General features: G+C 70.1%; 9 protein-coding genes. 1 reads left to right on the top strand and 8 read right to left on the bottom strand.

Annotation, left to right across the window (positions count from 1 at the left end; genetic code table 11):
- Positions 1-34: 34 nt before the first annotated feature.
- From ACSQ19_RS11415 to mrcB, 7 genes are all read right to left on the bottom strand, one after another.
- Positions 35-1,876, bottom strand: a complete 1,842-nt coding sequence (locus ACSQ19_RS11415; RefSeq protein ID WP_435997071.1) for a hypothetical protein — start codon at positions 1,874-1,876, stop codon at positions 35-37.
- Positions 1,877-1,886: 10 nt separating this feature from the next.
- On the bottom strand, positions 1,887-2,795 hold the full coding sequence (locus tag ACSQ19_RS11410; RefSeq protein ID WP_296282775.1) for an ABC transporter ATP-binding protein: 909 nt from the start codon (positions 2,793-2,795) through the stop codon (positions 1,887-1,889).
- Between the two features lie 15 nt (positions 2,796-2,810).
- A complete protein-coding gene (locus ACSQ19_RS11405) occupies positions 2,811-3,221 on the bottom strand; it encodes a GntR family transcriptional regulator (protein ID WP_435997069.1) in 411 nt (136 codons plus the stop codon).
- Positions 3,222-3,319: 98 nt separating this feature from the next.
- On the bottom strand, positions 3,320-4,063 hold the full coding sequence (gene tsaB / locus ACSQ19_RS11400; RefSeq protein ID WP_435997067.1) for a tRNA (adenosine(37)-N6)-threonylcarbamoyltransferase complex dimerization subunit type 1 TsaB: 744 nt from the start codon (positions 4,061-4,063) through the stop codon (positions 3,320-3,322).
- Between the two features lie 51 nt (positions 4,064-4,114).
- The gene (locus tag ACSQ19_RS11395) at positions 4,115-6,163 is read right to left on the bottom strand and encodes an ATP-dependent DNA helicase (protein ID WP_435997065.1); all 2,049 of its coding nucleotides are present in this window, start codon (positions 6,161-6,163) and stop codon (positions 4,115-4,117) included.
- Positions 6,164-6,224: 61 nt separating this feature from the next.
- Positions 6,225-6,809: a hypothetical protein gene (locus ACSQ19_RS11390; protein ID WP_435997063.1), complete on the bottom strand. Its 585-nt coding sequence runs from the start codon at positions 6,807-6,809 to the stop codon at positions 6,225-6,227.
- Positions 6,809-9,190 carry a penicillin-binding protein 1B gene (mrcB, locus tag ACSQ19_RS11385; RefSeq protein ID WP_436000961.1) on the bottom strand — a complete coding sequence of 794 codons (2,382 nt, stop codon included), beginning with the start codon at positions 9,188-9,190 and terminating at the stop codon, positions 6,809-6,811. Before mrcB ends, ACSQ19_RS11390 begins: the two co-directional genes overlap by 1 nt.
- Positions 9,191-9,315: 125 nt before the next feature.
- On the opposite strand from mrcB, the gene ACSQ19_RS11380 reads away from it, so the two are divergent.
- Positions 9,316-11,412, top strand: a complete 2,097-nt coding sequence (locus ACSQ19_RS11380) for a glycosyltransferase (protein WP_435997061.1) — start codon at positions 9,316-9,318, stop codon at positions 11,410-11,412.
- Here ACSQ19_RS11380 and ACSQ19_RS11375 read toward each other — a convergent pair.
- Complete coding sequence (locus ACSQ19_RS11375) at positions 11,409-12,998, bottom strand: hypothetical protein (RefSeq protein WP_435997059.1); 1,590 nt, start codon at positions 12,996-12,998, stop codon at positions 11,409-11,411. The two genes, ACSQ19_RS11380 and ACSQ19_RS11375, sit on opposite strands and share 4 nt — an antisense overlap.
- Positions 12,999-13,002 lie beyond the last annotated feature (4 nt).

The following is a 13,002-nucleotide window of genomic DNA, read 5'->3' as shown; positions in this document are numbered from 1 at the left end:
GCGGTTCTCCGGGAGGGGTCGAGGGCGGTAGCGGTCAGGCCGTCGCTGGATGGGACGGATTCATCGCGAGTGCGGTCTCGCGTGTTGGCACCAGTAGCCAGAGACTGCCCAGCGCCGGCAAGCCGATCAGCCCGCATGCCGCGACCCAGCCCCAGCGCGCGGCCGGCGAGAGCCCGGTCAGCGAGGTCCGCCAGAACGCTGCGACCAGCGACAGCAGCGACAGCACGCCTGCCAGCCAGGCCATCGACATCGGACGTGGCGCGGGATGGACGACATCGAGCGGCAGCGGCGGCGAGAACAGGTCGCGCGCTGCCGTTTCGATCATCGACAGGAGCGGAGAAGGCCACCAGTCGCGGTAGCGGTAGACAGGCGGATAGTCGAAGGCCAGCGCCCGGCGATGCACCGTTTCGATACGGCCATCGTCGTGCGTGCGCAGCGTGATCTGCACGGGCGCGGCGCCATCGGCGTGCGACTTCGCCGAGAAGGCGAGCGAGATGAGGTGGCCATCGACCAGTTCGATCATGTCCAGATTGCGCAGGTCGCCCATCGCGCCCGGCAACGGCACGCGTAACCGGGGCGATACCACGGCATCGTCTTCCACCAGCGGGCGTCCGTCGTAGAAGTACAGTGCGCGATCGCTGAGCATGCCCACGCCCTGCCCCAGCGGTCCGCCCCCCATCAGTGCTTCGCCCGTCCTCACGCGCAGGCGCGGCACCACTTGGCGTTGCTGGCTCCTGTACTGGTACAGAGTGTCGCCGCCGACCAGCACCGCATCCCCGGGGTTCATGCCCGGCAACCCGTCACCGGGCAGTACCACGGCAGGAAACGGCGCGTGCGACGGACCCACGCCCAGCGTGCCCACCGCCTGATTGTCGGCAAGACGATAGCCCTGCAGGCGCATGTCGTCGTGGCTGAACACCCAACGTTCGCGGCGCTCTCCGTCGTCGAACTCCATCGGGCGGAAATTGGCCAGTTCCTGGCGTTGCGGCAGCTTGGGCACCTGCACGCCCAGCCCCTCGGGATCGGACAGGCGAATCTGTTCCCGCAGCAACGCGGCATCGGGATGCTGGCTGCCGCGCAGGCCCGCGATCATGCGGTCCCTTGCATCCATCTTTTCCACTTCGTTGTGCCCGCCAGGGGGTGGCGCCGGGGTATTGTTCGGATGGCTGCCCTGCATGACCCACAGCATCTCGATGCAGAACAGCAGTACGAGGAGCGCAAGGTGCAAGGCCACTTGCAACGGCAACGCGACAGCGGCGGTCGCCAGCAGGTGGCGCGGAGGCGAATCCAGGTCGGCGGCGAAGGCGACGCGCAACAGCAGCGCCAGCCAGGCCAGTACGACCAGTTCGACCGCGATCATCGCCGGCCCATATGCACGGCTGACCAACAGCCAGACCAACAGCGCCAGTGCCGCGCCGGACCAGCGCCAGCCGCGCAGGCCGCAGAACGCACCTGCAAGGTAGGCGGTGGTGGCGATCAGCCAGCCCGAAAGGGGCAGCAGCCAGTGGCGCGCATCGACGACGCGCGGCGTCAGGGTCTCCTGCCAGGCTGCGATGGCCAGCAGCGGGAGCGCCACGGCGACTGCCAGCAGCACCGACGCCGACGCCGACAGCGCGAGGGCGATGCGACCGGGCGGCATCGGCCTGTGCAGCAGGCTCACCCATTGGCTGGGCTTGCGGTAACTGCCCATCTGGTACAGACCGAGCAACAGACCGCACAAGGCGTACACGCCGCCGATCACACGATGCACGAGCAGCGGTTGCTGGCCCAGATCGACCACGCGTGCCATGAAGGCCAGGGCCAGCACGTGCACCACCGCCGCGAGTACCGCCCAGGCGCGGAAACGGACGAGCTCGCTCCTGAAGAAATCGAACATGGGCATCTCCTCAGGCGGCCGCGGGGGCGGCGTGGTTCTTGGCCAGGAAACCGTTGACCGCACGGTCCAGGCTCACCGGCATGCACTGGAGCGAGCGCGCTCCCTGCGCCCGCAGGAAGTCGGCGAAGCCTTCGTCCTGGTCCAGCACGAGGTAGTGGTGCAGGCCATCCAGGCGTTGCACTTCAAGCAGGCCGGGCACGGTGCGCGGGTCCGGACCCTTGAACGGAACGTCGGCGATCCATAGCGACACCCGCGCCGTGAAGTCTTCGGGCGCGGACATGTGCTTCAGCTGCCCGCGCTCGAGGATGATGAGGTTGTCGGCGACGCGCTCGATCTCCTCCATCTGGTGCGAGCAGTACACCACCGTGCAGTGTTCGGCGGCGGTGCTGTACAACAGCGACTCGAGGAATGCGCGCTTGGCCACCACGTCAAGCCCCAGCGTCGGCTCGTCCAGCACCAGCAGTTCGGGCGATTGCGCGAGCGCCAGCGCCAAGTTGAATCCCGCGCGCTCACCACGCGAGAGCTGCGACACCTTCTGGCGCGGCAGCACGTGGTAGTGGCCGATGACATCGTCGTACGCCCGTGCATTCCAGCGTGGGTACTGGTGCTGCTGCATGGCGCGCACCTGATCGACCCGCATCCATCCCGGCAGCGTGTGTTCTTCGTTGACGAACCCGATGCGGCTGCGGTCGTCGGGCCGCAGGCACTGGCTGTCGCGGCCGAGGATGCGCGCCGCCCCCGACGACGGTGGCAGGAAGCCGAGGAGGATGCGAAAAAGCGTGGACTTGCCGGCGCCGTTGGCACCGACGATCGCATGGATGCGTCCGCGCGGCACCGCCAGGTCCAGGTGGTCCAGCGCCAGCTTGCGGCCGTAGCGGCGGGTCAGCGCGCGAGTTTCGATGACGTAGTCGTCGGACATGGATGCGCGTCCTGCTCAGGCGGTGCGGCGCGGCGACCATCGCCGCAATTCGTGCGAGACGCGGGCTTGCACGTCGTCGGGGGGGAAATCCAGCGGGATAACGTCGTTGACGAAGCGTCCGATGGCATCGTCCAGGCGTCGTTCGCGTTCGGCATCGGACAGGCGCTGGCGTGGCGCCGCCACGTACAGCCCCATGCCCTGGCGCGACGCCAGCCAGCCCTCCGTGGTCAATTCCGCATAAGCCTTGGCCACGGTGTTCGGATTTATCGTCAGTTGCTGGGCCAGGCCGCGCACGCTGGGCAACTGGTCGCCGTGCTTCAACTCACCGGCGGCGATCTTCAGCCGAATGCCGTCGATGATCTGGCGGACGATCGGCCGCGCGTCGCCGGTGGCGATCTGCAACATCAGGGGAGTGGTACGGGCCATGGCGGGATTCGCTCAACTGTACTAATACGAATAGTACAGTCTGCGCGATCCGGGTCAACCATGACCGATGGCATCCCCCGGCGGAAAGCCCGGTCGGCTCAGCTGCGCGCGGCGCGCAGCGCTTTCTGCTCGTCGAGGGTCAGGGCGACGTTGTTGCGCAGGTAGGCGGGTTCGACATGTTCCGGCGCGATCCCCTCGCCACGCATGAAGGCATCCGCCGCCAGCTTCGCAAGATCCGACGCATGCGGCAGCGCATGCGCATCGATGCGGGCGAAACGCGTCTCCAGTCGGGCGGCGAGCACGCCCCCGGAGGCCGCGAAGCCGGTCCCCACGCCGACCCAGCCACGCGCGTCGCCGGCCAGCACGTAGTCCGCGGGCGCGACCACCGCTTCGCCGGACGTCGCCTCGAGGCGATCGCCACGGTGCACGAACGTGCCGGTGTAGATCTCGCCCATGCGCGCGTCGATGGCGGCGAGGATGGCGCGCGGCGCGGCGACGTCGCAGCCGCCCTCGCCCGCGCTCACCGGCGGCGGCGGCACCTGCGCCGCGAGCACGGCGAGCGTAGACACCGGTACCAGCGGCCGATCCAGCGCCAGCGCGATGCCCTGCGCCAGCGCGATGGCCAGGCGCACTCCGGTGAAGGCACCGGGGCCGCGACTCAGGGCGATCGCATCGAGCTGGCTGCGCGCCAGGCCGGCCTCGGCGAGCAAGGCTTCCGCCCAGGGCAAGGCGAGTTCGGCATGGCGGCGCGGCGCGACGTCGAAGCGCTCGCGCACCTCGCCATCGACGTAGACGGCGATGGAACAGGCTTCGGTAGAGGTTTCGAAGGCGAGCAGCTTCATGGGGCGTGCGCAAGGAGCGAAGCGGTTAGCTTAAACGCGGCAGGGCCGCGATCAGAAGCGTGCATCGGCGAACCAGTCGTCCGCGTCGCCGGCGGGCACCGCTGGCGGCGCGGCTTCCTCGATCTCGGCACCGAAGAAGCGCTGGACGTCCTGCACGCGCTGGGTTCGACGGAACGGGGGCAGCGAATCGAGGAAGACGCGCCCGTAGGGTTTGCCGGTCAGGCGCGGATCGCAGAGCACCAGCACGCCGCGGTCGGTTTCGCTGCGGATCAGCCGGCCCACCGCCTGTTTCAGCGCGATGACCGCCTGCGGCAACTGTTCATCGCGGAAAGGATTGCCGCCGGCACGGCGTACCGCTTCAAGGCGCGCCTCGAACACCGGATCGTCGGGCGCGGCGAACGGCAGCTTGTCCACCACCACCACGCTCAACGCGTCGCCGACCACGTCAACGCCCTCGCGGAAACTCGCCGCGCCCAGCAGCACGCCGTTTCCCGATTCGCGGAAGCGCTCCAGCAGGGTGCCGCGCGGCGCCTCGCCCTGCACGAACAGCGGCCACGGCCCGCCCCGCAGCGCGTCGGCGGCTTCGCGCAGCGCGCGATGCGATGCGAACAACAGGAATGCGCGCCCCTGCGAGGAGACCAGCACCGGTCGCAATGCCGCGATCAGCGCCGCGCCGTAACCGGGCGCATTCGGATCCGGCAATCCGGTGGGCAGGTAGCACAACGCCTGCTGCGGCCAGTCGAACGGGCTCGGCTGCAGCAGCGTCGGCGGATCGTCCAGTCCCAGCCGCACGGCGAGATGGTCGAAGCGCCCCCCGACCGCCAGCGTGGCGGAGGTGAACACCCACGCGGCGCGCGATTGCTCGCGGTGCTGGCGCAAGGGCCCGGATACGTCCAGCGGGGTGCGCTGGCAGCGGAAGGCGCGTGGCGTCAGTTCGTACCAGAGTACGTCGCCGGCGCCCTCGTCCGGGCTGGGATCATCGTCGAATGCCCCCTTGCGCGACGGCGCCTGGTACCAGCGCGAGAGCCGCGTGCCGAACTCCTTCGCCCGTGCGGCGCAGGCCTCCAGCCCCAGCGATGCTTCGGCCAGCGGCGCGAGCGCCGCCGACAGTTCCTCGAGCGCAGCGGACAGCACCTCGAAGCCGGCCGCCACCTCCGGCTTGGCCAGCAGGCGTTCGCGTGTCCCGCGTGCCGGCAGGCCTTCCATCGCCGCGCGCAGTTCGCGCAGCGCCTGCTCCAGCGCGCGCACCGGCGGTTGCAGGGCGGACAGCGCACCGGCGGCATCCTTGGATTCGGCCAGGCAGTCGCGCGCCAGCTCCTGCAACGGGCGCATGCCGAAACCTTCCCCGAAGAAGTTGGCCGCCAGTTCCGGCAGCTGGTGCGCTTCGTCGATGACGAACGCCTGCGCACCCGGCAGGATCTCGCCGAACCCCTCCTGCTTCAGCGCCAGGTCGGCGAGCAGCAGGTGGTGGTTGACGACCACGATGTCCGCGGTTTGCGCGCGCTGGCGTGCCTGCACCACGAAGCAGTCGTCCCAGAACGGACACTCGCTGCCCAGGCAGTTGTCGATGGTGGAGGTGACCAGCGGCAGCAGCGGCGAGTCGTCGGGCAGCGCCGCCAGCTCCGCCATGTCGCCGAGCTTGGTGCGCCCACCCCAGGCGACGATGCGCTGGAACTGGTCCACGTGCTCGCGGCTGGTGAACGTGGTCCGCAGCGCCTGCGGATCACCCTTGGCCTGGTTGAGCCGGTAGCGGCACAGGTAGTTGCTGCGCCCCTTGAGCAGCGCCGACTTCAGCCCGGCCACGCCGAGCGCATCGCGCACGCGCGGCAGGTCGCGGTGGTACAGCTGGTCCTGCAGCGCACGAGTGCCGGTGGACACGATGGTCTTCAGTCCGGACAACAGCGCAGGCACCAGGTACGCGAACGTCTTGCCGGTGCCCGTACCCGCCTCCGCCAGCAGCACGTCGCGCGCGTCGAAGGCGTCGGCGATCGCCGCCGTCAGTCGCTGCTGGGCGTCACGGGGCGCAAAGGCGTCGAGTCGTTCCGCCAGGGCGCCGCCCTCACTGAGGGCGTCGCGGCTGGCCTGGGCTAGCTGGGACATCGGGAAAGCGAAAGCGGCGTATGGAGGCAAGGGTACCGCGTCGCGACTGACGCGGCGCCCTTCACATGCGCTCGATCACCGGCACGGTGCAGGCATCACGCCGGCTTTCGGCCTCGGTGATCGAGGCCTGCAGGGTGGCCGCGCGTGCCGCGTGCTGCGCGGCATCCTCGGGCGTGTGGCGCACCGGCAGCGCGGGCTGCACGGCCTGTTCATGCTGCCGCACCTGGCGCACGGTTTCCCAGTGCTGCCGGCACAGCGGACCGACCTGCGAACCCAGCTGGAAGGCACGCTGCGCCAACGTGTCGGCACGGGCGTAGTCGCCCTGCAACAGCGCCACTTCGGCACGCTCCTGCAGGACGGCGGGATCTTCGGGCACGAGCAACAGGGCCTGGTTCAATGCGTCGGCCGCGGCGGCGGCGTTGCGCGCGGCAAGCGCTTGCTGCGCGCGCTCACGCAGGTCTTCGACCTGCGGATCACGCAGCGGCTGCACCGCCAGTTCGCGGTCGTCATCGCCCGCTGCAGCACGGATGGCGGCGACGCGCTGCTCGGGGGTCAGGGGATCGCGCGCGGCGGGCGCTTCCGGCGCGGGCGCCGAGGCGCAGCCGGCGAGGAACACCAGGAACAAGGGAAATGCAGGCTTCGTCATCACGGTTGCGGCGGCGGCGTCTCTTGAGGGGGCGGTGCTTCGTCTTTCTTGCGGTCCAGGCCGAACCAGCTGCGCCACCCGCCGCCTTCCGACTCTTCGCCCTCCATCACCGGCTCTTCGACCACGCAGGCGGCATACGCGGGCGCGAAGCCGGAGACGAACGGGAGTTGGCGCGCTTCCGGGCAGCTCGCGTCGGTGCTGTTGGAGCCGACCACCCACTGCCAGTCCAGGCCCTTGTCCGACACCTTGAGCGGTGCGCTCGGCAGGCGCGAGAACAGGCCCGACCATACGCGCATCGCACCGGTGCCGCCGTAGAGGCCGGTCTGTTCGTTCTGGTCGTTGCCCATCCACACCACGGCCAGGTGATCGCCCGTATAGCCGGCATACCAGCTGTCGCGGCCGTCGTTGCTGGTGCCGGTCTTGCCGGCGGACTGCAGCCGGCCCAGACCGTCGCCGATCAGCTGGCGACCGGTACCGTTGGACACCACCTGCTGCAACGCCACCGTGATCAGGTTGGCGGCGATGGAGTCGCCCTCCTGCGCCGGTGCCGGCGTCTTGTCGTAGCGCTTGAGCAGCTTGCCGTCGGGATCGAGGACGCCGCGCACCGCATGCAGCGGCTGGATTTCGCCACCGGAGGCGAGGAACTGGTACAGCTGCGCCATCGCGTACGGGCTCTGGTCCGTCGCGCCCAGGATCAGGGCCGGATTCGGCTCCGCCTGGATGCCGGCCAGCACGCGGATGAGCTGCGCCAGGCGGTCCGGTTCGACCTTCATGCCCACCCGCACGGTGGCCTGGTTGTACGACCGCGCCAGGGCATCGACCAGGCGAACCGTGCCATGGCTGCGACGGTCGGAATTGGCCGGCGTCCAGCGGCGGCCCTTGCCCAGCTGCACGGTCACCGGCGAATCGTCGACCCACGACGCCAGCGAGTACTGGTCGGGCTGGGCCAACGCGAGCAGGTAGACGAAGGGCTTGAGCAGCGAACCCACCGGACGCTGCGCCTCCACCGCGCGGTTGAATCCGATCTCCGACACATTGCGGCTGCCGACCACGGCCAGCACGTCGCCGTCGTGCACGTCCGTCACCACCATCCCGGCCTGTAGCGGCGGTCGGCGCTTGTTCTCGAGCGCCTTGATCGTGCGCATCACCGACGCTTCCGCGTACGCCTGCGCCGACGGCGACATGCCGGTGAGCACGCTCAAGCCCGCGCCCTGCAATGCGCTTTCGGGGTAGTCACGCGCCAGCTGGCGGCGCACCAGATCCACATAGGCGGGGAAGCGATTGGCGGCAGCCATGCCCGGCGTCTTGGTGACGCCCAGCGGCGCGGTGCGCGCGCGCTTGTATTCGGCATCGTCGATGAGGCCCGTCTCGTGCAGCTTGGAGAGCACGTAGTCGCGACGTTGCGTGGCGCGCTCGGGATTGCGGCGCGGGTTGTACCAGGACGGCCCCTTCACCAGTCCTATCAGCAGCGCCACCTGTTCGGTGGTCAGGCTGTCGAGGTCGCGACCGAACCAGAATTCGGCGCCGGCCGCGACCCCGTGGATAGCCTGGCTGCCGCGTTGTCCCAGGTCCACCTGGTTGAAATACGCCTCCAGGATCGTGCGCTTGTCATAGCGCGCTTCCAGGATCAACGCGTACAGGATCTCGTTGAACTTGCGCGTCGCAGTCTGTTCCTTGCCGATGCCGAGCAGGCCGCTGCGCGCGAGCTGCTGGGTCAGCGTGCTGGCGCCCTGCTTCGTATCGCCGCCCGACCGCACCAGCAGCCATGCCGCTCGCACCATGCCGGACAGGTCGACGCCGTGGTGATCCTTGAAATCGCGGTCCTCGACCGCCTGCAGCCCGGTCACCAGCAGTTCGGGCACTTCCTCCAGCCGCACGAGGCGGCGTTCTTCCTGTTTCTGTCCGTACAGCGTGGCGATGCGCGCCGGATCCAGCCGCGCCGCCTTGAGGTTCTGCTTGCGCGCGAGGTCGCGCACCACTGCGATGCGCCCATTGGACAGGCTGACCTGCACGCGGCGCGGCGCCACCCGACCGTCCACGTCGATGTAGCCGCGGCTGGAAATGGTGAAGCGACCTCCATCGCGCGCGTAGGTACCCGGGCTCTCGCCGGTGCCGTCGTCGCGATACGACGCCGCATCGAGTTCCGTCTTCAGCGTCTGCGCATCCATCGCCAGGCCCGGCGCGACCTGCAGCGGACGCGCGTACACGCGGGTCGGGATCTGCCAGCGCAGTTCGCCGAAGCGCTCGCTGACCTGGTGGTTGAGGTACAGCGTGTAGGGGATCAGGAAACCCAGGCCCAGGCCAACCAGGGCGAGGCCCCATGTCAGCAGGCGTTGCCGCCAGCCGGGCCCATCGCCGTCGTCGATGTCGTCTTCGTCCAGCGCTTCGTCGTCGTAGTCGTTGCGGGCCACAGGGGATGCGACAATGGGAATTCGGGCGAGTCTAGCGCAGCCACCGAGGGTGCGCCCGGCCCGCTTCCCCCCTGCTCAGCTGGAGTTGCAACGGAATGTCGATGTCGTGGGCCGACGTGCGCTTCATGCTGGAACGCGCGCGTGGCCTGGTCCGGCGCGGTCTTGCCAGCCTGCGCACGCGTGGCCTGGGACCCACCTGGGCGCGCGTGCGACGGCAGTTCGCGCGCCACGTCCCGCCGATCTCCACCCCGCTCTACCTCCCCGCCGACCTACCCTTCGCGCCGTTCGCCGTGCCGGCCGGCCAAGCGCCGCGCGCCAGCATCATCATCCCCGTCTACAACCAGGCGGCCTGCACGCTGGCCTGCCTGCGCGCGCTGGCGGACCATCCGCCGGCCGCATCCTGCGAGATCATCGTGGTGGACGACGGTTCCACCGACGATACGGGCGAATGGATGCCGCAGGTCGCCGGCCTGCGCTACCACCGCCGCACCACCAATGGCGGCTTCATCGCGGCGTGCAACGATGGCGCCGCGCTGGCCACGGGCGATTGCCTGGTGTTCCTCAACAACGACACCGTGCCGCAGCCGGGATGGCTGGATGCGCTGCTCGCCACATTCGACACGCAGGCGGGCATCGGCCTGGTGGGCGCGCAGCTGGTGTATCCGGACGGACGCCTGCAGGAAGCCGGCGGCGTCGTGTTCGACGATGGATCGGCCTGGAACTATGGCCGCTTCGACTCTCCCGACGATCCGCGCTATGCGAGCCTGCGCGACGCGGACTACTGCTCCGGTGCCGCCATCGCGATTCCCGCGCGACTGTTCCACGCGCTCGGCGGATTCGACACGCGCTATTCGCCGGCCTATTACGAGGACACCGACCTCGCCTTCGCCGTGCGCGCGTACGGCCTGCGCGTCGTCTGCCAGCCCGCGTCGCGGGTCGTCCATCTGGAGGGCGTCACCTCCGGCACGGACACCGGCAGTGGAACGAAGGCCTACCAGGTACGCAACCGCGGCGTGTTCGCGGCGAAGTGGAAGGACGCGCTGGTGCAGCAGCCACGTGCCGGCAGCCTGCCGAGCGCCGGCTCGGTCGTGCGTCCGCGCCGCCAGGTCCTGATCATCGATGCGGAAACTCCGCGCCCGCACCACGATTCCGCTTCGCTGCGCCTCGTCAATCTGATGCGCATGCTGGTCGACGAGGGCGTCCACGTGGTGTTCCTGCCTGCCGACCTGCGCCAGGTCGAGGGCGATACGGCACGCTTGCGGCGACACGGCGTGGAAGCGTGGCACGCGCCGTTCGCGACACGGCCCTCGGCATGGTTGCGCGAACATGGCCCGCGCTTCGACGTGGTGATGCTGTCCCGCCACTACGTGGCAGCCGAGTTCCTCCCGCTGGTGCGGCGTTTCGCCCCGCAGGCGCGCGTGGTGTTCGACACCGTCGACCTGCACTTCCTGCGCGAACTGCGCGGTGCCGAGTTGTCCGGCGACGCCGGCCTGCGACGCGCCGCCGAGCGCACGCGCGATCGCGAACTGGCGCTGATGCGGCAGGCGGATGCCACGCTGGTGGTCAGTCCTGCCGAGCGCGAGTTGCTGTCCACCCTGCTGCCCGCCACCGAGGTCGAGGTCCTGCCGAACCTGCACGAACTGGCGGACACCGGGCTGCCGTTCGGGCAGCGCAAGGACCTGGTCTTCGTCGGCGGCTTCCGCCATCCGCCCAATGTCGATGCGGTGTTGTGGTTCGGGCGCGAGATCTTCCCGCGCATCCAGGCGCGGCGACCCGACATCCGCTTCCATTGCATCGGGATGGCTCCGCCGGCGGACGTGCTGGCGCTGCAGGCGCAACCGGGCATCCTCGTGCACGGGCATGTCGCCGACATCGGCGGCTACATGGACGGCGCGCGCATCGCCCTGGCGCCGCTGCGCTTCGGTGCCGGCGTGAAGGGCAAGGTCAACCTGAGCATGGCGCACGGCCAGCCGGTGGTGGCGACCTCGTGCGCGATCGAAGGCATGCACCTGACCCACGGGCACGACGTGCTGGTGGCGGATGACGCGGACGCGTTCGCCGAGGCCGTGCTGCGCCTGTACGACGATGCCGAACTCTGGGGGACGCTCTCCGAACATGGCCGCGACAACATCGCGCGCCACTTCTCGCTGGACGCCGCGCGCGACACGGTACGGCGCATCTTCCAGCGCTAGGGCGTGGCCGCCTGCGCCGTCCGCACGCGCGCGTCGAAATCCTCCAGCCCGGCGAGCGCACCGTCCAGGCGTCGCGCCTCCTGCAACGCCTGGGCGGCGAACGCCACGTCCCCCATCCCCAGCCGCTCCGTTCCCACGGCAATCCATTTTTCCGCCAGGCGACGGCGCGCATCCGCCAGTGCGGCATCCCGCGGCTGCAGGGTCTGCCACGCCTGCAGGCAGGCCTGTGCGCGCCGGACGCGGTTGGCGCGCAGTTCGTCTTCATAGCAGGTACGGACGGCGGGGAGCAGGCGCAGCGCCGCCTGTTTCACGACAGCGTTGTCCGGCGCGAGCGCCTGTGCCGCACGCAACGTGTCGTACGCACTGTCGCCGGGTGGGGTGAGCCACTGCCCCTGCGCTTCGGCTTGTGCCATGCGCTCCAGCAGCGCCTGCACACGCCGGTCGCGCTCGCGTGGCGCAAGCGACGGCGCAGCGCCCTGACGCTGCTGGGCTTCGCGGGCACGGGCGACAGACTGCTCCGCCTGTACCACCCGCGACGACTGCGGCGCCAGTGTGCGTGCAAGCGCGAGTTCGCGTTCCGCCTGCATGAAATCGAAGTCGCCCGCTTCGCGTTCAGCCTGCCGAGCATGGGCAATGCCCGTCTGTTCGAGCCCCTGCCGCGCCGCCGCGTCATCCGGCACGGCCGCCGCCACGGCTTCATAGGCCGATCGCGCCGCCGACAAGCGCCCGCGCGCCAGGTCCCGTGCACCCGCACGGCGTCGTGCATCGACCGCCGCCGCCAGCGCGGCTTCCGCCTGTGGAAGATCGACGTGTCCAGGATCGAAGGTGCGCGCCGCCGCGATCCTGCTGGCCGCCTCGCCCAATTCACCCCGCTGCAGCCGCTGTCCAGCTTCCTGCAACAGGTCGGACAGCGCGTCCTCCCGACCCTCCAGGGCTTCGAGGCGCGTGGGCTGCAGCGCGAGCACGCGCTGATACAGCGGCAACGCCGCGTCATCGCCTTCCGACAGGCGCTTGTCCGCGTGCGCACGCGCCGCGGCCGCAAGCAGTCCATCGACGCCGGCATGCGCCGCTTCCCGGGCGCGCAGCCTGGCGGCCAACGCGTCCGCGTCCGGTCGCGGCACGTGGAGGTCGCGTGCGAGCGCCAGGTGCATGCGCGCTTCGTCGAACCGGTGGCGCTGCAGGGCCGAATCCGCCGCGCGAAGTGCCGCTTCCGCGACGCGACGCAGGCCCTCGGCCGCTTCGGTGCGGTCGTTGTCCATCGCCTGGGCTGCCTCGTACAGCTGCCGCGCGCCCGTCCCGTCGGCGGCATTCAGGCGGCCGGCCTGCAGCGCCTGGTCCGCCTGGTCCAGCAGGGACTGGACGCCGGTCTCGGGCCATAGCAGGTCAGCCAGCGGCTGGCGCAGCGCCACCAGCGCCACCGCCAAGGCGAGCACGATGCCCGCCACCCAGCGCCAGTACCGCCGGTCGCGCCACGCCGGCATCGGGATACGCCGCGAAGGCGGCACGGATGCGTCGACGCGCTCCCAGTCGATGTGCGGTTCGATGCGTCGGCTTCGCCCGGCGTCGTGGTGGTCTTCGCGGGTCACGCCC

The organism is Pseudoxanthomonas sp. LjRoot127, assembly GCF_964253495.1.
Taxonomy (GTDB): domain Bacteria; phylum Pseudomonadota; class Gammaproteobacteria; order Xanthomonadales; family Xanthomonadaceae; genus Pseudoxanthomonas_A.
Note: the sequence above shows the minus strand (reverse complement) of the source record. Positions and strands in the feature narration are given on the sequence as shown.